Origin of the sequence: Alteromonas stellipolaris (assembly GCF_001562115.1) — a bacterium.
Taxonomy (GTDB): Bacteria; Pseudomonadota; Gammaproteobacteria; order Enterobacterales; family Alteromonadaceae; genus Alteromonas; species Alteromonas stellipolaris.
The window spans coordinates 1,399,798-1,421,080 of sequence record NZ_CP013926.1 but is presented as its reverse complement, the minus strand read 5'-3'; the positions used below and the strand labels follow the sequence as shown (position 1 = coordinate 1,421,080).

18 protein-coding genes are annotated in these 21,283 nt (G+C 44.0%); 4 read left to right on the top strand and 14 right to left on the bottom strand.

The annotated features are described in order from the left end of the window. The first annotated feature begins 11 nt into the window (after nucleotides 1-11). A complete protein-coding gene (locus AVL57_RS05890; RefSeq protein WP_057792077.1) occupies nucleotides 12-653 on the top strand; it encodes a nucleotidyltransferase family protein in 642 nt (213 codons plus the stop codon). A 24-nt stretch (nucleotides 654-677) separates the two neighbouring features. Here AVL57_RS05890 and AVL57_RS05885 read toward each other — a convergent pair whose 3' ends face one another. From AVL57_RS05885 to cmoA, 8 genes are all read right to left on the bottom strand, one after another. After that, the gene (locus AVL57_RS05885) at nucleotides 678-2,042 is read right to left on the bottom strand and encodes an MATE family efflux transporter (RefSeq protein ID WP_082604926.1); all 1,365 of its coding nucleotides are present in this window, start codon (nucleotides 2,040-2,042) and stop codon (nucleotides 678-680) included. A gap of 2 nt (nucleotides 2,043-2,044) precedes the next feature. Next, entirely contained in the window at nucleotides 2,045-3,280 is a 1,236-nt protein-coding gene (gene moeA / locus AVL57_RS05880; RefSeq protein ID WP_057792074.1) for a molybdopterin molybdotransferase MoeA, read from the bottom strand. A gap of 150 nt (nucleotides 3,281-3,430) precedes the next feature. Then, nucleotides 3,431-5,185, bottom strand: a complete 1,755-nt coding sequence (locus AVL57_RS05875) for a sugar phosphorylase (RefSeq protein ID WP_057792072.1) — start codon at nucleotides 5,183-5,185, stop codon at nucleotides 3,431-3,433. 6 nt (nucleotides 5,186-5,191) lie between these two features. Continuing rightward, nucleotides 5,192-6,415 carry a glycosyltransferase family protein gene (locus AVL57_RS05870; RefSeq protein WP_013784255.1) on the bottom strand — a complete coding sequence of 408 codons (1,224 nt, stop codon included), beginning with the start codon at nucleotides 6,413-6,415 and terminating at the stop codon, nucleotides 5,192-5,194. A gap of 12 nt (nucleotides 6,416-6,427) precedes the next feature. Continuing rightward, entirely contained in the window at nucleotides 6,428-7,237 is an 810-nt protein-coding gene (locus tag AVL57_RS05865) for an HAD-IIB family hydrolase (RefSeq protein WP_057792070.1), read from the bottom strand. After that, a complete protein-coding gene (locus AVL57_RS05860) occupies nucleotides 7,237-8,118 on the bottom strand; it encodes a kinase (protein WP_057792068.1) in 882 nt (293 codons plus the stop codon). The genes AVL57_RS05865 and AVL57_RS05860 overlap by 1 nt, the downstream gene beginning before the upstream one ends. A gap of 95 nt (nucleotides 8,119-8,213) precedes the next feature. After that, nucleotides 8,214-9,197, bottom strand: a complete 984-nt coding sequence (gene cmoB / locus AVL57_RS05855) for a tRNA 5-methoxyuridine(34)/uridine 5-oxyacetic acid(34) synthase CmoB (protein ID WP_057792066.1) — start codon at nucleotides 9,195-9,197, stop codon at nucleotides 8,214-8,216. Nucleotides 9,198-9,329: 132 nt separating this feature from the next. Beyond that, complete coding sequence (gene cmoA, locus AVL57_RS05850) at nucleotides 9,330-10,058, bottom strand: carboxy-S-adenosyl-L-methionine synthase CmoA (protein ID WP_057792064.1); 729 nt, start codon at nucleotides 10,056-10,058, stop codon at nucleotides 9,330-9,332. Between the two features lie 177 nt (nucleotides 10,059-10,235). Here cmoA and AVL57_RS05845 point away from each other — a divergent pair, with 177 nt between their 5' ends. Further along, nucleotides 10,236-10,871 carry a response regulator transcription factor gene (locus AVL57_RS05845; protein ID WP_057792062.1) on the top strand — a complete coding sequence of 212 codons (636 nt, stop codon included), beginning with the start codon at nucleotides 10,236-10,238 and terminating at the stop codon, nucleotides 10,869-10,871. A gap of 120 nt (nucleotides 10,872-10,991) precedes the next feature. Here AVL57_RS05845 and AVL57_RS05840 read toward each other — a convergent pair whose 3' ends face one another. From AVL57_RS05840 to purM, 5 genes are all read right to left on the bottom strand, one after another. Continuing rightward, complete coding sequence (locus AVL57_RS05840) at nucleotides 10,992-11,540, bottom strand: CAP domain-containing protein (RefSeq protein ID WP_231518672.1); 549 nt, start codon at nucleotides 11,538-11,540, stop codon at nucleotides 10,992-10,994. 118 nt (nucleotides 11,541-11,658) lie between these two features. Next, entirely contained in the window at nucleotides 11,659-14,121 is a 2,463-nt protein-coding gene (gene fadE, locus AVL57_RS05835) for an acyl-CoA dehydrogenase FadE (protein WP_057792058.1), read from the bottom strand. A gap of 299 nt (nucleotides 14,122-14,420) precedes the next feature. Beyond that, nucleotides 14,421-15,164, bottom strand: coding sequence for a DUF3108 domain-containing protein (locus tag AVL57_RS05830; RefSeq protein ID WP_231751173.1), 744 nt, complete (start codon nucleotides 15,162-15,164; stop codon nucleotides 14,421-14,423). Further along, on the bottom strand, nucleotides 15,124-15,774 hold the full coding sequence (gene purN, locus AVL57_RS05825) for a phosphoribosylglycinamide formyltransferase (RefSeq protein WP_057792053.1): 651 nt from the start codon (nucleotides 15,772-15,774) through the stop codon (nucleotides 15,124-15,126). Before purN ends, AVL57_RS05830 begins: the two co-directional genes overlap by 41 nt. Beyond that, the gene (gene purM / locus AVL57_RS05820) at nucleotides 15,771-16,811 is read right to left on the bottom strand and encodes a phosphoribosylformylglycinamidine cyclo-ligase (protein ID WP_057792051.1); all 1,041 of its coding nucleotides are present in this window, start codon (nucleotides 16,809-16,811) and stop codon (nucleotides 15,771-15,773) included. Before purM ends, purN begins: the two co-directional genes overlap by 4 nt. 277 nt (nucleotides 16,812-17,088) lie before the next feature. Between purM and AVL57_RS05815 the strand changes: the two genes are divergently transcribed. Next, on the top strand, nucleotides 17,089-18,468 hold the full coding sequence (locus tag AVL57_RS05815; protein WP_057792049.1) for a DUF2066 domain-containing protein: 1,380 nt from the start codon (nucleotides 17,089-17,091) through the stop codon (nucleotides 18,466-18,468). A gap of 10 nt (nucleotides 18,469-18,478) precedes the next feature. Beyond that, on the top strand, nucleotides 18,479-19,213 hold the full coding sequence (hda, locus tag AVL57_RS05810) for a DnaA regulatory inactivator Hda (RefSeq protein WP_057796162.1): 735 nt from the start codon (nucleotides 18,479-18,481) through the stop codon (nucleotides 19,211-19,213). A gap of 152 nt (nucleotides 19,214-19,365) precedes the next feature. On the opposite strand, the gene AVL57_RS05805 is transcribed toward hda, so the two are convergent. Further along, complete coding sequence (locus AVL57_RS05805; protein WP_057792047.1) at nucleotides 19,366-21,282, bottom strand: hypothetical protein; 1,917 nt, start codon at nucleotides 21,280-21,282, stop codon at nucleotides 19,366-19,368. Between the last annotated feature and the right edge of the window lies 1 nt (nucleotide 21,283).

Sequence of the window (21,283 nt, the reverse complement as noted above, 5' to 3'; positions counted from 1 at the left end):
CATGAGTAAGCATGATTAAGATTGCAAGCATACTTTTGGCGGGTGGGGAAAGTAAGCGTTACGGCAGTAACAAGTTACTTTCCCCACATTACAGTGGGTTGCCGTTAATCCAATACGCTTTGCAGCAGTTACAAGCACTTCACCTTGACGCTACTTACGTGGTAACCGGCCGTTGGCACAGCGATATTGCTGATTTAATTACGGCCAACGCAGTGCAAGATAGCAATAGTGTTAAGGTGTGTTACAACCCGTCGTGGCATGAAGGCATCGCTTCGAGTATTTGCTGTGGCATTAGCAATGCTATGCAAGCAAACGACCACCAGTACACCCATGTGTTAGTGCACTTAGCAGACTTAGCCAGTGTCACCACTACCACACTGCAAGCATTAATTAACGAGTTACCATCAAACCCCAATCACATCATCTTCAGTCAGTGGTATAACCGCGTTCTTGAAACGAAAGCAACAGTGCCTGCCATTTTTCCAAAAGCGGCATTCGACAGCTTACTGGCATTAAGCGGTGATAAAGGGGCTAAGAAAGTGATAGAAAATTGGAAAAATAAAGGGCAGGCCATTGGGGTAAATCACCCCGAATCTGCATTTGATATTGATGCACCTAGTGATTGGGAAGCCTATCGGAACACAGACGTGTAATCGATAGTCATAGTATTTATAAAACTAGGTAGCGTAGCGGTAGTTTGGCCGCTGAATATAATAAAGTCTTGCGCCTAGCATAATGGCTGCTGCACTTAACCCCACAATAAACCCAATCCAAAAACCGCCAGCAGACATAGGCTCTGCGGTTACCCAATCAGTACGGCCTAATATTACGCCGGTGGGCAGGCCAATTAACCAGTAAGACACAAATGTAATAATAAACATGGCAGTCGTGTCTTTGTATCCACGTAAGGCATTGGCTGATATTACTTGTATAGCGTCTGAAAGTTGAAAAATAGCCGCATAAATAAGCAGCGCATTCGCCATTTGGTAAACTGCATCGTCGCTAGTATAAAGCCCAATGATGAATGCTTTGGCACTTAGCGTGAAGGTTGCAGTACAGGCTGCGGTAACAAACCCAATTAAAATGGAACACTGAGCGGCAATTTTAGCTTGCCGTCTATTATCTTGCCCTATGCGATAACCAATTCGAATAGACGCTGCCATACCAATACTCATGGGTATCATAAACATAAGCGCTGAGAAATTAAGGGCAACTTGGTGTGCGGCAACGGTTGTTGAGCCAAAGGGCGCTAGTAACAATGCCACTACAGCAAATAAGGTCACTTCAAACAGCAATGTCATGGCGATAGGAAGGCCAAGCTTAAAGGTACGCTTTATGGCCACCACAGACGGCTTGTAGTACGTATCGAATAGTTGGTATTTTTTTAGTGCTGGGCTAAATCGTACGTAAATGAAAGTAGCAATTAGCATGGTATAAATAACAATGGCTGTTGCTACACCACAACCTGCGCCACCAAAAGCAGGAATAGGGCCCACACCGTAAATGAACAGGTAGTTACCAATAATATTAGCCATTAAACCTATAACGGTAATTAACATAGTGGGCTTGGTTTTACCTAACCCTTCACAGTAATTCCGTAACCACTGATAAAGCGCAAAACCCGGCATGGCACACAGCACATAAACGACATAATCTACGGTAATGGTATGAAGCTCATCTGCCATAGGGAATAACGAGACGATGTTGCCGGCAAAGGGAATAAGGGTGGCTACCGCTAAACCAACGAAACACACTAAGTAGCCTGCTTGTTGACTGGCATTGGCAATGCCAGTTATGTCTTTTGTACCTTGAAGCCTTGAAATAATCGGCGGTAAGGCAAGTGCAATACCTTGTATAAAGCATAATAAGGGCACGGTAATACTAAAACCCAGGGCCACCGCTGCCATATCAGTGGCGCTATAACGTCCCGCCATAATCGTATCGCTTACGCCCATTAGCATTTGGGTGATTTGCGCAATTAATAATGGCCAAGCCAGCTTTATTATATCTCTACCTTCAAGTAAATAACGTTTGTTCTTCAAGGTTACAAATCCGATTCAGGTGAAAGTAAGTCAAAAGGGATAACAGGCAAGGTAGTGCCTTTTTCAACATGACTAATATCTTCGTGAATTATCATTAAACAATTTGCTGCGGTAATAGACGTCATAACACCAGAGCTTTGTGTGCGAAACGGCGTTACGAGAAGATTGAAATTTTCATCGTAGGTCATCGTGGCGCGCTGAAAATCTCGTCGGCCAGCACGACGTTTAATGTCACATGTTACTGTGGCATTAACGGTTAGCGGCTTACGAACGTGGCGTTCACCCTGCATTTTTCTAATTAACGGCGTAACAAGAAGTTTGGCGGTCACAAAGGCTGAAACAGGGTTACCAGGCAGACCACAAAACAAGGTGTTACCAATGTGGCCTAAGGCAAAAGGTTTTCCCGGCTTAATGGCGACTTTCCAAAAGTCGATACTGCCTAGCGTATCTATTACATCTTTCACGTAATCGGCGTCGCCAACAGATACGCCGCCACTACTGACCATCACATCTACTTGCTCACTGGCTTCTTTAAACAAAGCGGTGAGTGATTGTTCGTCGTCTTTCACTATGCCGAAATCGATAATTTCCACGCCCAATTCTGAAAGTAAGGCACTCACACCAATACGGTTCGACTCGTATATTTGTGTGGGTAAGCAAGGTTCGCCGGGTTGCGCCAGTTCAGAACCTGTGGCAACCACACCTACCTTAACTTGTTTCACTACTTCAACCGTGGTTAGCCCCTGTGAAGACAACAACATAAGGTGCTGTGGCTGTAATCGAACGCCTTGATTTACTAGTGACTGTCCAATTTGAATATCTGCTTCTTTGTTGCGAATATTTTCACCACAAGAGTGCTGCCTATTAATACTTACGTGATTGCCTTCAGTAAATGTATTTTCAACCATGACTACAGCGTCGGCACCTTGGGGGACTGGTGCACCTGTCATTATCTTGATGGCATGACCAGGTTTTAATGGTTCGTCTGCGGCCATGCCAGCGGTAATCGTACCTTGAATAGGCATAAGCGTGTTTGGTTGGCTACTATCTGCATTAATAGCGAAGCCATCCATTGCCGAATTATCCCACGGTGGGACAGATAGTGTAGCGTGTACTTCAGAGGCGGTAATTCTTCCTAGGGCATGGCTCAACGCAATGGTTTCAGATTCACCTAAGGTGCTAGTTGCATCAATCGCTTTTTCTAATGCGTGTTCTAACGATAACCATTTTGAAGACATGAAAACCACTCCCTAATTTGAGGGTGAGGATTATCACCTAAATCAGTCAATAAACCAATGTATTAGGCAATGACGATAAAGAAATTATAATAAAAACGGCGCTGTAAGCGCCGTTTGGAAGAGGTGAGTGGAAAGCTCAAGAAACTAACGTTACTCAAAGTCTTGGTTGCTAATCCAGAGCACTTGATAGGGTTTCAATTGCAAAAAGGCATCCGACAAAGCAATTTGTTGGCGAGTCACAAGATCTATCCAGTTATCAGTACCAATTAGGTTGATATCTGACAGTAAAATAGTTTGCTCTTCATCCGATACATTACTAATGCAGAAGATACTTTGCTTTCTGTCTAAGCTTTGTCGCCAATAACCGAAAATATTTTCATTAAGCTGTAGCGTAAACTGTGTGGCATTCGGGTGGAATGCAGGCTGCGCTTTACGAATTCGAATTAATTGAGACAATCGCGTCAATACTTTATGGTGCTGAGAGTAGGGCGAATCAAGCAAAGCTTCGAGCTCTTTGAAATCCCAACGTCTGCGGTTAATCGAACGATTTTGACCTGTATTAGCCACTTTTTCATAGTCGTTAGATGTACCTAATAAACTATGAATATAAATGCCTGGAATACCTTCCATTCCCAGCATAATGGCATGTGCACAGATGAATCTGTCTATTTGCCATTTATCAGGACCTTTTGTCGTTCCCTGTAACGCATCAAATAACGTAATGTTTATTTCATAAGGCTTTTGTTGGCCATGATCAGACGCACGCCACGAAATTTTGCCACCAAAGTTTTGCATGGTATGCACAAGTTCTGAAATTTCTTCGTCATCTAACAACCCTTCGGCAGGGCGAAGGCCAATCCCATCGTGCGATGCAATGAAGTTAAAGTAGGCCGTACCGTTTTGCGCTGGTGGCATGCTCATCATCCAACTTTTTAAGTACTTACAATTACCGGTCACCAAGGTATTTACCAATAACGGCGGTAATGAAAAGTTATAAATAGCATGAGCTTCGTTAGCATTACCGAAATAGGTCAAATTTTCCCGGTTAGGAATATTGGTTTCAGTAATGATAATAATAGACGGGTCGACATGTTCAATCAGGGTACGAATTAACCTAATAACCTCATGAGTTTGAGGAAGGTTAATACAGTTGGTGCCCACAATTTTCCACAAAAACGCCACGGCATCTAAGCGGAATATTTTTGCGCCCTTGTCGATATACAAACGAATGATATCAATGAACGTAAGAAGTACCTTAGGATTCCTGAAATCAAAATCGACTTGGTCGTGACTAAAAGTACACCAGACATGTTTAGTGCCATCTTTGGTTTCTGTTTCACGCAATAGCGGCGAAACCCTAGGGCGAGTGACGATAGACAAATCATCCGCTGGATCCCCAGTAAAAAAGAAATCTGAACCAGGACCTTCGCCTTTGATGAAATTATCGAACCATACACTGCGCGCAGAACAGTGGTTAATGACCAAGTCAGTCATTAACCCGTAGTCTTTCGCAATGGCTTCAATATCGTCCCAACTGCCTAAGGCCTCATTCACACTTGAATAGTCGATGACCGAAAAGCCATCGTCTGAACTGTATGGAAAGAAAGGCAGAATATGCACATTATTGATGGTGTTCTTACTATAACGATTTAAAAAACGATTGAGGGTAACGAGCGGTCGCTCGTCGCCATCAATAACGCTATCGCCATAGGTGATCATGATGATGTCTTCCTCGTCCCAATAATTAGAATGGGATTGAGGAAGCGAAACATCTTCATCAGGCTTAATGCCCATAGTCTCCATTAAAGACATGGTTAAGCTTTCTAATGAATGCTCAAGGGGCACGTCCGCATAGATATATTCTAGATGGTGCTTCACTTTGTCATGGAGTACTTGCCATGTCATTGTCTATTACTCCATAAATTCTGCGGTGTCAGCTTCAACGGCCTCCAGCAAGCGCTCGAGAATATCTGGCACAGCGCTGGTTACTCGGTTCCAACTTGGAATGAAAGGGGTTTCCATTGGGTTTTCTAAGAAGTTCTGACCAGCTTTCATAATGTTACTGGCGAACATTTCAACTGCTTTTTCTTCACTGTGAATATCAAGAGTTAGACCGTTCATTACTGCGTCGTTGTGATAGGTCTCAATGAAGTCTAGTGCAATCCTAAAATAGGTCGCTTTGATTGAGCGGAACATCTCGTTACTAAAGGTATAGCCTTGGGTAGCAAGTTTTCTGAAGATGGCCTTAGTAATGTCGATAGACATTTTAGATAAGCCACCATGTTCATCGTTAAGCGACAAATCTTGGTGTTTGTGATCGTAAATATCACAAATGTCGGCTTGGCAAAGACGGTTGTGCGAATAGTTACGATGCATTTCAGACAACACGCCAATTTCTAGGCCCCAGTCACTTGGAATGCGAATATCGTTTAATACATCGCGTCGGAATGAGAACTCACCCGCTAATGGATAGCGGAAGCTGTCCATAAATTCCAAATATTCGTTATCGCCCATAATGCGCTTAAGTGCGCGTAATAACGGCGTCACTAACAAACGTGATACTCGGCCATTAATTTTACCGTTCGCTACACGGGCGTAATAACCCTTACAGAACTCATAGTTAAAGTTCGGGTTCGCGACTGGGTAAATAAGCTTCGCCAATAAGTCTTTGTTGTAAGTCACAATATCGCAATCATGCAGAGCAACAGACTCAGCACGGTTTGATGCTAAAACATAGCCCATGCAATACCAAACATTACGGCCTTTACCTAGTTCTTTAGGGGCAAGACCTTTTGATTGTAGTTCTTCATCAAGGGCTTTCAAGCGAGGGCCGTCGTTCCACAACACGCGATGATGCTGAGGTAATTTGTCGAAAAACTTAAGCGCATGTTTGTACTGCGCCATATCGGCTCTATCCAGACCAATGACTATTTCAGATAAATAAGGTACGCCTGTTAATTCATCAACAATATGAGGTAAGGCATCACCTTCTAGTTCTGAAAAAAGAGATGGCAAGATAAGTGCCATGGGGCGTTTCTGTGAAAAGCGGAGTAATTCGGCTTCTAGTTCCTCTGTTGGTCTACGAGAAAGATTATGTAAAGTTGTAACCACACCGTTTTGATAAAAATCAGCCATGTGTCCTCCTGATTATAGGGATAGCAATTGAGTTAGCATTTCGTTCCAGCCTTCTGGGCCATGCAACGTGCTGGTATAAACCTCGTCTTTTTTAACGGAAGGCGGAGGATTTACCGGAGATAAAATTCGTATAGCGATATGTGCTGCTTCCAGCATAGCAATATCGTTTTTACCATCGCCTAGAGCAACGGTTTTAACATGACATTCATGTTGTCTTTGGTATTCAGCCGCAAGCCATTTAAGCGCTTGGCCTTTGTCGCAATTGCCAGAGACGTGGATAAATCGCCCGCCTTCTAGAGGATAGGCGCCACGCTCTTTAACTGCAGCAATAAATTTCTGTTTGTTTTCATCAGACCCTGTCCAAAGCACAGGTTCGCCAAATTGACGCTTAGCTGCTAAGGCTGCAGATGCTTCATCTAAGCCTGTACTGCTTTGAATTTCTTCTAAACTCATTTGCGAAAACTGTTTGAACTCACCTTCAAAATCCGCTTTGATTTTATCTAGGAGCTTTATCCAGTAGTTTTTATTGGATATAAACGATTTACACCAGTAACCATCTACCCATACGGTTCCACTAGGTTTCTTTTTGAAAAAACCATGAGGAATGAAGATGGCTGCACCATTTTCAATGATAAATGGTCCGTTAAGGCCAATTTGCTCCCGTAAAGGCTGTAGCTCGGCAAACGTTTTACTGGTAGTTGGAATAACGGGGATATCTCGTGACTCTAACGCTGTTAAAGCAGGTTTCGCCGCCTCAAAGGAGTAAGTATGGTGGTCTAACAGCGTGCCGTCCATATCGGTGAAAACTAGCGTTCTTGTCATTACTTTACTTCCTCGCCTGTTATCGTTCTTGTTTCATCTAGCGAATACACAGTGTCACACTTTGTTGGCAATGTTTTAAGTGCATGTTCGGTTAGTCGTTGGTAATTCTGAATAAACTGCGCGACCTGTTCATCGGACATCACCCCCGTAGAAGCCCCCTGGGTTGCTACAGCAAGTTTATGTTCTTGCTCTAACCGCCAGCGATAAACACATTCAAACGAGGGCGCTTTTAACATAACCCGATAATCGATTTGATCAAACAAGCTTTGGTAGTCATTTGATAATTCAGTATTAACAAACGAACGCCAAATACCAAGTGGATCTTGGTTTTCTTCTAAACTATTTATGGGTTGCTTCATGTCGGCAGCGTTTTGTGGTGTTACACCAACGCACCATCCCTCCAAAATAATGATATCTGGTGGCGCAGAAATAACGGGCCACTGATTAACAGGAAAGGGGTTGTCTATGGCTTTATTGAAACGGGGAAGGGCTACTTGATCACTGCCTTTGAGCTGCTTAAACGTATCAAGCGCTAGCGGCATATTGTGTGTACCTGGCACACCTCTGGTTGCAAGAAGTGGGTGAACTTTTATCGACAGCGCATTTCGCTGCGATTTGTCTAAATAAAAGTCATCAATAGAAAGACAAACCACTTTTTTGGAATAAATGCTGGTTAAATATGCGCTTATAAAATCAGTTAGCGTAGATTTACCCGAACCTTGGCAGCCGTTAATTCCGACCACCAATGGGGCTTTACTTGAATCTCCTGCACTCTCTTGGTGCTTAACTAGCCGTTCGCATAATGGGATGAACCATTTTTGTGCAGTGTCCGCATACGTACTTGGTAGCTGATGTGTCTTTAAAAACCCATGTATGTCCATGTTACAACCCTATTAAATGCAGAATACGTACATCATGGGGAATATAGGTTACAACATTTATGCCAACATCACCGTTGCATTACATGGGGCTGAACTTATTTACGATTCGCGACAATCACGGCTCGTTGTGGTGCAGGATACCCCTCTATGGTGCGAGTAATATCTTCAGGGTCGAGAAAATCTTTCAATGACTGGCCTTCAATCCATTCAGTAGCACGTTGTTCATCCAGAGTGGTGAAGTTCTTATCAACCACGCGAATGTTTTCAAACCCAAGTCGCTCTAGCCACACTGTTAACGCATCTGTGCTAGGTAAAAACCACACGTTTCGCATTTGAGCATAGCGTTCGCCTGCCATTAACACGGTTTGCGCATCGCCATCTACCACTAGCGTTTCTAATACCAGTTCACCGCCTTTTCTCAGTTGATGCTTAAGCTGGGTAAGAAATTGGATAGGATCTTTACGGTGATACAGAACACCCATAGAAAAAACGGTATCAAACGCATTCAACGGCTGCATCTGCTCAATACCTAGCGGTAAGAAGTGAATGCGATTGTCAGGTATAAAGTGTTTGATAGCCTGAAATTGAATAAGAAAAAGCTGGGTGGGGTCGATACCTACCACGCGAGACGCATCATTTCCTAGCATGCGCCACATGTGGTAGCCGCTGCCACAGCCCACATCAAGTACGGTTCTGTTTTTAAGTGGCGATATATGCGGGGCAACCCTGTCCCACTTCCAATCAGAACGCCATTCGGTATTAACGTGAATGTCGTGTATATGGAAAGGGCCTTTGCGCCACGGCATAAACTGTTGCAGTAAGCCTAAGATTTTCTTTTGGGCATATTGGTCTATATCACCCGCTGTACCCACTCGAACTTCATCAACAAGTTGTATGGACGATGGTGTGGTCGTTGGAATTTTTGCAAGTAGACGACACCATTTGTCGAATTCACCGTGTTTTTGACTTTTTTGCCATTCATTCATTTGCGCCGGTAGTGTTTGTAGCCAATGGGCTAAAGGCGTATCTAAAATAGATTTGTAGCAGTCGTTAAACCACGCTGATTCTGGTTTCGTCATATTTCTTCTCGGTGTTCTTAATTGTGAGTCACAGTGTTTTTAAATGTGATTCACAATATTCTTAATACTAAGTAACTGGATGCTAATTATAAGTGTCGTGGGGTATTAGTACCCACTTTACCTAAACGCCAACTACTTTATTGCAACCAGCGATGTAAAGTTAAAGCACTTAAACCACATCACCACATCCTTGAAGCCAACTGATTTTAATCGGGTTTCGTGTTCGCTAAAGGTATCGGTCAGCATGACCTTTTCAATTGCTGCTCGTTTTTGGCTTACTTCCAATTCGCTGTAACCATTGTCACGCTTAAATTGGTGGTGTAAGTCTATCAATAGTTCATTACCTGCCATGGTGGGGTGTTTAATTTTTTCTGAAAGAATTAACACGCCTCCATCATTTAAACCATCGTAGATTTGTTTCAGTAACGCTTCTCTGTCAGCTGGCGGAATGAACTGTAATGTGAAATTCATAACTACCATAGACGCATTTTCTATTTGGGTATCTTGGGCATTTTGCTGAACAATGTTAATTGGGTTTGGTAAGTTGAAGGCTTGAACCATTCGTCTGCAACGGTCAACCATGGCGTCCGAACTGTCTATACCAATTATTTCACACGGCACATCTTGAGTGGCCCGTGCAATTGAAAAACTTGCTGCACCTAATGAACAACCAAGGTCGTACACCCTCGTATTTGGTTGTACTTTTGTTTTGGCCAATTCACCAATAGTATGGACAATAGTTTCATAACCCGGCACCGAGCGTTGAATCATATCGGGAAAAACGTCAACTACTGACTCATCGAATGTAAAGTCTGCTACCTTTTTAAGAGGGTTTGCATAAAGTCTGTCGTGTTTTTGCACAAAATGTACTCAGCTAGCGGGAATTTGGTCGGCAATTTTACCCTCACAAACGGAAATGCCAATGGAAAACATTAAAAAAATCAAATAAAGCGGTGATTTTTTTACGAATAGGGCTTTTAGAATTAAATCGAAAGTATTAACCTAGAGATATAAGAACTAAAGGAAGCAACAACGCTAATGACAAGAATTCTTGTAGCAGATGATCATCCATTGTTTCGCGAAGCACTCAGCGGAGCACTAGGCCCTTATTTTGAAAACGCGCAGATTCTTGAAGCTGGAAGCCTTGATGCTGCGCTGGCCATTTTAAATGAATACGATGGCATAGAGTTAGTCTTACTTGATTTAAATATGCCAGGCGGTGAATATTTTAATGGCATCATTACTTTGCGTGAACAATATCCTAATATTCCTATCGGCGTAGTGTCTGGTAGCGACACGGTAGAAGTGGTTGCACAAGTAATGAGCTTAGGTGCTCAAGGCTTTATCCCTAAGGTGTCAGCAACACGCGAAATGGCGCAAGCCATTGTTGATATCATTGCGGGTAAAAAATGGCTTCCTGAAGGTATGGAAGAAGAGCTTGATAAAGTAGACGATGAATTGAAGTTGTTGCTTCAACGATTCAGAGAGCTTACGCCTAAACAAATTCAAGTATTGTCATTCCTACGTGCAGGCTTAATGAACAAGCAAATTGCTCACGAAATGAATGTAACAGAAGCGACTATTAAGGCGCACATCAGCGCAATACTTCGTAAACTTGAAATTAACACTCGTACGCAAGCGGTGTTGTTAATGGATAAGCTTCAACTTAGCTAAAGCTTCGGCCTGGCTAGGGTTATAAATAAGTCCTACAAATTCATGAAAGCCGGTGTTTTAAATAACACCGGTTTTTTTGTTTCTGCTGCCATTGCCACCATGTTCAAAAGTGATAGTTCACTATTGCATTGGGGCAATTTCACCATTTTCGGTAACAATGCCGAGCCCCTTATCGGGAACTTCACTGAATGGTGTTTGTTGCGCATCACCACTTAGTTTAGTGATATAAATCGCCCAGTATTCTACGTGTGGCGTTTTATAATCTTTAAAAAAGGCGACGCCAATTTCATTTTGCTCAGCATAAAAAGGAATTTCACCCAGCAAATGTTGTTTATGAGAGAACGAGCTTTTTAATGCGTGCCACACCTTTTTTGCGGTCTGATAGCCGCCAGCCAACGCCTCAACCTGATTACTCATAGCATCGCCGTAATAGGAAGGAAGTGTTAACCCTGCGTTTCGCAAGCGGGTGTTAGGGCTGCCATTTAAGAAATGCGACACTAAGCCTTCTTCTGCCATGTCTTTTGCCTTTTGCTCAGCAATGGCAACCAGGGTGGGGTTACAGTGCATTTGGGGGCGCGCTTGGTTTTTATCATTCACAATAAGCCGAGCCAGTTTTTGGGCTTGTTCTGAATTACCACATTGAAAGGTGTCAGAAGGTAATGTAACCATTGGGTACTGCGATTCAGCATGAGCAGGGGCAGTCAGTAACAAAGCTAACCATAAAATAGCAGTGGATTTGATGCATAAAAAAAGGCCGCCGAAGCGGCCCTTTTTAGGGGGGATTAAGCTAAGCAGCTTTGCCTCCTCGTTTCTTTGTTTCGCTAGAAGAGTTCACTTTAGCCACTAATTCTTCGTGGTCAAAATCGTCAACATTAATGGTTCTTAGTCTACCTGCTTCTGTACGGCGAAGTAAATCAGCTTCTTCTTCATTAATAATGTCTTCACTTAGCGCATCGTCCGCTAACGCCGCTAAACGTGTGAAAGGCAGTTTCGCTTTCTTATGTTTGCAAATGCGTTCGAAGATTGGCTCGGCTGCTAATACGTCATCAAGGGTCTGTTCTAAGTCACCGAACAAGTTACCTTCTACACGGGCTAGGTACTGACCATAACCTAAGCGGCTACGTGCGCTACAAGGGGTTTGTAGCATTTGCGCAATAGCATGCTCGGTTTTATCAGAAGGCTTACCAACACGACGACCAAACGGAATAACAAGACCACGAAGTACCACACCAATGGCTTTGTTAGGGAAGTTCGCTAAGAAGTCATCAATAGCGGTTTCAATGTCATGCAAGGTGTTTTGCATTGCCCAATGAAGTAGCGGTAAATCTTCTTTTAAACGACCATCTTCGTCAAAACGCTTCAATGTAGTACTACCTAGGTACAGACCACTTAAGATATCACCTAGGCGTGCAGACAAGCGCTCGCGACGTTTTAAGTCGCCGCCTAACACACCCATAGAAACATCGGTAAGTAGCGCTAAGTTAGCACTGTAACCTTGTAACAGCTTATAGTAGTGAGCGGTTTCGTCAGTAAATGGTGCACTGCTGAATACGCCACTAGTTAGTGAAAACCAAACACTACGAACAGTATTTGAAATGGCAAAACCAATATGCCCAAATACGGCTTTATCGAACGCGGCAATGCTTTCTTTCTTATCTTCAATTGACGCTGCTTGAATTTCTTTCAATACGAAAGGGTGGCAGCGCATTGCGCCTTGACCGAATATCATCATGTTACGAGTAAGAATGTTAGCGCCTTCAACGGTAATTGAAACCGGTACACCTTGGTAACCACGACCCAAATAGTTATTTGGCCCAAGCATTACGCCTTTACCGCCATGAACGTCCATAGAGTCGTTAATGACTTGACGCATCTTTTCAGTAAGGTGGTATTTACAGATTGCCGATATAACAGACGGCTTCTCACCCAAATCTACACCTACTGTTGAAAAGCGGGTTACGCCATCCATCAAGTAAGCATTCCCGCCGATACGAGCTAGCATTTCTTCTACACCTTCCATATGACCAACAGGCATACGGAACTGACGGCGAATACGTGCGTACGCACCCGTTGCCAATGATACAGACTTAGCACCACCTGCAGCAGAAGACGGTAGGGTAATACAACGACCTACTGACAAACACTCAACCAGCATACGCCAGCCTCTACCAGCCATTGAAGGGCCACCAATAATGTAATCGATTGGAACGAAAATGTCGTTTCCGCGAATAGGACCATTTTGGAAAGGCGTATTCAGCGGGAAGTGACGACGGCCAATTTCTAAACCCTTGGTATCGCGTGGAATAAGTGCACAAGTAATACCAGGCTCTTTATTGTCACTTAACAAACCGTCTGGGTCTTGAAGCTTAAACGCCAGACCAATTACTGTTGCCACTGGTGCAAGGGTAATGTAACGCTTATCAAATGTTAGGCGCATACCTAGCACTTCTTCACCGTTCCAGTCGCCCTTACATACCACACCGACATCAGGAATAGCGCCAGCATCTGAACCTGCTTCAGGGCCAGTTAATGCAAAACAAGGAACCTCTTGACCTGCCGCTAGGCGAGGTAAGTAATGGTCTTGTTGTTCTTTTGTTCCATAGTGCTGAAGTAGTTCGCCTGGGCCTAACGAGTTAGGAACACCAACGGTACTTGAAAGTACTGCGCTAACACCAGCAAGCTTTTGAAGAACGCGAGACTGTGCGAACGCTGAGAACGCTAGGCCGCCGTATTCTTTTTTAATGATCATGGCAAAGAACTTATGTTCTTTCAGGTATGCCCAGATTTCAGGCGATAAATCGGCATCTTTATGGTTAATTTGCCATTCATCTACCATTGAACATACTTCTTCAACCGGCCCGTCTAGGAACGCTTGTTCCTCAGCCGTTAAACGACCTTTCGGAATTCGATGAAGTTTTTCCCAATCAGGCTTACCACTGAAAATATCGCCGTCCCACCATACTGTACCTGCATCGATTGCTTCTTGTTCGGTGCTGGACATTTCTGGCATTACCTTTCGGTAAAATGCTAATAATTTCTTAGTGATGTGTTGCTGACGAATATTAGAAAGGGTAAACGGCAGCGTAAGCGCTAGGAATACAATCCAACCAAGTAAACCAATATCACCAAATAGAGTCCCTAAAATCATGACTCCACCAGCAATACACACTGCTGTTACTAAGCTGGTACGTTGATAGCTGGCAACAGCCAAGGCTAACACTACCAGTAAAAACCAAATAAAATCTGCCATACTTCGCTCCTGAGAAGGCGTTAAATGTAACGCTAATCGTTCCTCTTATTTTGGTTCATTGCGCAAGATTCTGCGCAACGATAAATTTGAGGTCAGACCAGCATGGGTTAAACCTATTATTTAATGGCCCAAAGATCAAGATTTTTACATGAATTTTGCATTAAAACTAACGCTTATAGTTTGCGCTAGAACGCTATAGCTATGGGCTAGCAGCTAGGTTGGGTAAAACGGTCAAATAATGAAAATAGAAAAGGAAAATAGGCGGGGAGATCCCCGCCGATTGAAGGTGTAACTTAAATTTACTCGCTGGTGTAAGACTTCAGCTTAATGTCGCCTTGCTCTTCACCGTCTTTAAATTGCTGCAATCGCACTAGGGTATAGTTTAATGATGGAGCAAACCACGCAAAGGTTTCGCGAGTTTTAGAATCACGAATAAGTTTCACTTTCACCGTGTCGAAATCACCATAAGGTAATGATAAATTTTCATTACCAACTACTTCTACACCGTAGGTACGTAACTCACCACGATAATTAACAAAGTCGTAAGTCAGGTTGGTTTCGCCAGATGCTAATTGATTCGCAAGGTCTACGCGGTAGATTTGGTTGTCGAACTGACCGTTCCAAACAAACTCGTCGCCATTTTCTATCGCTATTTTGCCGCCGTTATCGGTATTGAAGTTAACAGTGAGCTTTTTATCTGGCCCTGTACCGGTGCGAGTATAATGATACTCGATAGGTAAAACGCTACTGTCTTCTACTTTAAAAATTGAATGCTCATAGCGTTTGTCAGATAAAAAGAATTTAGAAACTTTGGAAGAGTAGGTGAGGGAATATTGTGTATTGCTTAACGCTTCAAGCTTAATGCGAGCTTCGCCCACATCATCGCCCCACTTGTAAGCAGTATAAACTGCCTCGTAGGGTTGAAGTTTACTCTCTGTTGCATCGGCCGCGTGGGCGCTGGCGCCCACAAAAGCCATTAATATTGCTGCTACAAAACGGCGTTTACTCGTTTGCATAACCCGATTCTGGGAGTTCTTGCTCATCTAGGATAGCCTTATTATTTACCATCTTAAGTCGCCCCGCACTGAACCAAGAAAGCACTAATGGGTATATGCGACGCTCCTGTTCTTGAACACGATCTGCTAAGTCTACCGCAGTGTCATCTTCGAAAACCGGCACGCGGCTTTGAATAATGACTGGGCCGCCATCTAACTCAGGCGTCACAAAGTGCACGCTTACGCCGTGTTCTTCGTCGCCGTTATCGATGGCTTGCTGATGCGTATTCAACCCTTTGTATTTGGGCAACAAAGATGGATGAATGTTCACTAATTTTCCAGAAAAAGTATTTACAAACTCAGGCGTTAGGATACGCATGAAGCCAGCAAGTACAATATAGTCTGGGTTTAATGATTCAATTTCAGCTTGCAATGCCTTGTCGTAGCTTTCGCGACTGTCATGCTGCATGTGGTCTAGGCTAATTGCCTTAATACCGGCTTCTTGCGCACGGGTTAAACCGTACGCATTTGGGCGGTTACTAATAACACCACAGATTTCAGCGTCGAGCTTTTCAGCGCTGATATTATCAATAATGGCTTGTAAGTTACTGCCGTTACCTGAAATTAAAACGCAAAGTTTGGTTGATGGAGTGCTCACGCGTTTATCTCTACTTGCTGCTCACCGTCCTTGGCTTGAATATCACCAATTAACCAGGCATTTTCACCGTGTTCTTTCAACGTTGCAATAGTGGTATCTACGTCGGCTTCATCAACAACGATAACTAGGCCAACACCACAGTTAAACGTACGGTACATTTCGTGACGAGTAACGTTACCGTTCTCTTGCAGCCAGCTAAATACTGAAGGCCACTGCCAGCTCTTCTCGTCAATAACCACTTTTGCATCATCAGGTAATACTCGAGGGATGTTTTCCCAGAAACCGCCGCCAGTAATGTGCGAAATAGCGCTAACTTCAACTTTCTCAAGCAATGCTAAGACAGATTTCACATAAATGCGGGTAGGCTCAAGTAAATGCTCGATAAGCGGCTTGCCGTCTAAATCTTGATTTACGTCGGCGTTGCTCACTTCTAAAATCTTACGAACGAGTGAGTAACCGTTAGAGTGAGGACCTGATGACCCTAGCGCGATAAGTTTCTGGCCAGGCTTTACTTTAGTGCCGTCGATAACTTTATCAGCTTCAACTACACCAACGCAGAAACCTGCAATATCGTAATCGCCGCCGTGGTACATGCCTGGCATCTCAGCGGTTTCACCACCGATTAGGGCACATCCTGCTTGCTCACAACCATTACCAATACCGGTAACTACCGATGCAGCAACATCAACATCTAGTTTGCCAGTAGCGTAATAGTCTAAGAAAAACAGCGGCTCTGCACCTTGCACGATAAGGTCGTTAACGCACATGGCTACAAGGTCAATACCCACACCGTCGTGACGGTTCGCGTCCATAGCAACACGAAGTTTAGTGCCCACGCCATCGGTTCCAGAAACCAATAAAGGGTTCTTGTATTTCGTTGGAAGCGAACATAATGCGCCAAACCCACCAAGGTTTCCTTTTACTTCCGGACGGTGAGTCCTTTTAGTAACGGATTTAATACGGTCGACAAGTTGGTTTCCCGCATCAATATCGACACCAGCATCTTTATAACTAAGAGAGGTTTTATTTTCGCTCACGTTTGCGCCCTAGAACTAAGAGTAAGAGGTAGAAAAACGCGGATTCTACCAGTAAGTCACCACAAGTCCAATTGACTAAGGCGGATAAGGGGCAGATCATGTGAAAAAAGTGTAATTTGAGTATGAAATACATTTTTTAGCTGCTTCAAACTTCGTTTTTTGTATTTATAGATGAAATAAACGCGAATATGACAGAGAATAGCGGGCAACGATCTTTTGGCGTTGTAGTGGAGTAGTGAAGAAATTGATTTCTTATCGGAACAGGAAAATTAGGCGTATGTTTCAGCAACAATTAATTCGCGGTGTAGGTTTGGCAATAGCGGTGTGCACAATGAGTGCCCATGCTACGCAGCACGTGGTGGTTAATGAAGCACAGATACCTGTTAGTGATCAGAGTCAAAAAACACAAGCCAACGCGGTAAAAGAAGCCTTAACCCAAGTGATGGTGAAGGTGTCAGGTAATACCACGGTGCTGCAGAACCCTGGTGTAAGGGCAGCACTTAGAAAGCCAGAAGCTTACCTTCGCTCGTACCGCTTTTCTTATTCAGGCAACGAAACCTTTTATGTTGCAGAGTTTGACAAAACTAAGCTGACCGAACTGATGAAACGTGAAGGCCTACCTTTGTGGGGCGAGCGTAGACCAGAAACCATTGTGTGGTTGGCCACAGAAACCGACGACAACGAACGCATTATTTTAGATGAAAGTTCACCAACACCGGTAGGGGAAATGTTGGTTAACACCGCCAAAACCCGCGGTGTACCGGTAAGCCTGCCGTTAATGGATTTAACCGACTCTGCCAATATTTCAATTTACGATGTGTGGGGTAGGTTCGTTCAGTCATTAACGGCATCATCACAGCGTTATGGTGTTGATAATATTATTGGCGCTCGTTTGTATAAAAATGCTCCTGGCGAAATGCCGTCTATCCCTGAAGGTTTGCCTGCTTCGTCCAATGCTTATCAGGATGGTAGTATTCAAGATAAGCGTACAGGTGAGGCCAGCGCTGCAGAACAACCGCCAAGCGGTCAACTAGATTTAAGTGACGTTAATAGCGTGACTGGCGACGTAAGTGATGGCATGAGTAACGGCGTGAATCTGCAGACAAACGAAGAACAACAAGCTAGCCTTGCAGGCGATGAAGTAACAGCCACAGCTGCAATGATGAATGAAGCGCAAGACATGCCGCCTTTCACGATGGACGAATTCACCCAATATGCACAAAAAGCACAAGAAGGTGAATATGCACTTGATTGGGTGTTTGTGGGTAATGGTAAGGTCAGCTACGGTTCCATTTTTGCCGACGAACCTACATCACTTACTCAACAGTTGGTTGATGCTTATGCCAACTACTTATCTTCACAATATGCAGTGATCCCCGGAGCAGTAGATGCAGAGCGAGTGCAAATATCTGTGTCGGTTGCCAATTTAGACTCATTAAAAAAATACGCTAACGCTAATACGTATTTAAAAAGCTTAAGCGTAATAGAAGAAGCTATGTTAACTGGGCAAACCGGTTCCGTAGCTACTTACAATTTAACTTTGCTTGGTACGCCAGAGGATTTACTCAACACTGTAAGGCTTGAATCTAAACTTAGGCCTGTCACCGATGCCTTTGGTCAAGTGGTAGAAGGATATACCTTTTACTGGAATGAATGACCCTTTTGCTATGCAGCTAACTCTCCCTGTAACGCTACCCACAGATGAAACGTTCGACAGTTTTGTTGATACGGGAAACCAAGAAGTGGTGGCGTTGCTTAAGGGTATTCCAAGTGCTATGCCTGCATGGCACGATGCGCCGTCTTTAGCCTCGCTTTCTGCATTACATCTGCCATTAGTTACATTGTTAGGTGGGCAGGGCTTGGGTAAAAGCCATTTACTTTATGCCTTGTGTCATCAACTGGCGCAGCAAAACGTAAATCACCTTTATTTAAATTTGAATCATCATGCCCAGTGGTCTTTTGATATTTTTGATGGGTTAGAAAATCTCTCGGTTATCTGTTTAGATAATATGCATGCCATTGCTGGTCACCCACGATGGGAAGAAGCCTTATTCGATCTTTTCAATCGGGTGATAGAAAACCCTCACGCACTCATTGTGGGCGGTAGTCAACACGGGCCTTCACACCCAGCATTTCAATTGCCAGATTTAAGCTCTAGGCTTGCATGGGGAGTCATTTATCATTTAACAGCGCTTAATGATGAGTCGCGTAAGGAAGTGGTGCGATTGCGTGCTAATCAACGAGGATTGCGGTTGTCAGAACAGGCATTACAGTTTTTGTTGCACCACAGCGACCGAGATTTACGAAGCTTGTTAAGCTTATTAGCCAGACTTGATACTCGTTCATTGCAGGAGCAAAAAAAGCTTTCTGTGGCAATGGTTAAGCGGGAGCTCGGGCTTTAATTTCTAATTACCAATTGCGCTAATTCCAATCCACTAATTTCCAATCCGCTAGTTTTCAATACGCCAACTTTGCCTGCTACAGCGCTTCCGTGATAGCACAGCCCCCAAAAAAACAGATTGAACAACCATACTAAAAAGCGCTTAGTTAAAAACTAAAATAAACGCTCTTCAAGCTTCTCTTGCGCTTCTATAATCGCTTTTTTTTCATCGCCTGTAAGCTGCACACTTTCTTCATTGTCTAAATCTACCGTATTAAACCAAGTGCTGTCGGCAGGAAACAAAGTTGGCGTTGGCATGGCAGCTTGAATGGCCGGAATATCGAGCTCGGGTAATACACGGCTAACCGCATAATCTACCCGTAATTGCAGGTTGCTATCGTTAATACGATCCCGTTGCCCCCAAGTGACATCGTATGAACCATCGTCTACCGCATCACCTGAAAATATGGCCACATCCGCACTGGCGTCCATTCGATAAAGCATCATGAAACGCTCGACCAAATTAGCGAAATCTTCTCTTTCGGTGTAATAGGAATAAAAAGTAACTGCGCCGTCGCTAGCAAACCAGTTGGCAACTTGACCTGCTGAATAAGCGCGCTGTGTACTGTTGGCATCATCACCCCCATAGCGTACCTGCGCCAGCGCATGTAGTTCGGATGAGGTAAGTGGCAAGGTGTTTTCAAGGCCAGTAGATAAAGGCGCGTTGTTATTAACGTAATTTAGAGGGGTATTACTGTTAGATAAGGACGACCAGGTTGTATAGTCGAAGAAATCATTCGCATGGGCGAGCTCGTGGTACATCAACCATGTTAGTGCGGCATCGACACCTTGTTGAGTACGGGTTGCCCTTGCTGACGCTGCCAAGCCAGTTTGTGGATAGTAATAGGCTGCGTCTTTTACGTATCGCCAAAAAATAGAAAAATCTAAATCACTACCAAAACCGCTACGGTAATCGGGTTGAGTATTAATGGTGTCTCTTTCTTCAGGGCTGCGCCAAAAGTTATTTGCATCAAGGTAAATAGCACCAGTCACTGCCCAATAAAATGAGGGGCGAATATCGTAAGAAATGACAACCGCACTGGTAGCTCTTAGCATTTGTAGCAAATCGTCACTGCTGTTAGATGTTTGTAGAAACTGCTCGAATGCCTCTCCCATCCATGGATGTGACACATAGGTTCTATCTAAAATATCATCGATAGTAGGGGATTCGGTCTGTTGGCCAATAAGGGGAAGTTGCGCAAATGTGCAGCTGGATGTTAGCTCATTGTTGTATACGCAAGCGTCTAGCGCTGCGGCATAAGGGCTATTCGGGCGATACGCTAGCATGTGCGACGTCACGGTTTCAGGATTACTGCCTGAGTCGTCAACGAAATACGCATCTGAATCTATATTGATGTTTTTTATCAACACTTGAACCGTATCGATCGCAACCGAGCCATCATCGAAAGTCAGCGTAGCTTGAATTTCAGCAATGCTGTCGGCGCTTACTTGTGGCGCTTGAAAATAAAGGTTATAAGAAAAATCGCCGTCATCAAAGGTAAAAGCGGGTATTGATGCCCCTGATAACTGTTCCCACGTAATGTCGGTTACGGTTTTCAAGCTGTTGTTATCTACGTGCAGTGAAACGCGGCCCCCTTCGCTGGCTTCGTGACCTAAACGTAAAGTAGCGCCAGGGGGCTGGCCTTCAATAACGGTAAGGCTAAGCTCGTCGGTTAAGGTTATTTCGGTTAAAGAATCGGCACTAGAAAAAGTGGCAGTAACTGAAACAAGGTATTCGCCGGCCGCCATAGCATCGAAACCTATGGCTTGGGTATGTGATGCAAGAGGAGTTATATTGTTTGCTTGTGTGCTAGCGCTAGTTGCACTTACCGTCCAATTCACACTAGTTATAAATGTGCCCGATGGGGCGGCAACGGCAAAATCGGCAGAGTCGCCAGCAATGATTTCGCTGGCGCCCTGTATTGTTAGGTTGGGTGGCGAAGATGGGGTAGGTGTAGTGGTGTTGCTATCTCCTGTTGAACCGCCGCATCCATATAATGCCAACAGTGAAATCGGTAGTAGCCACTTCATC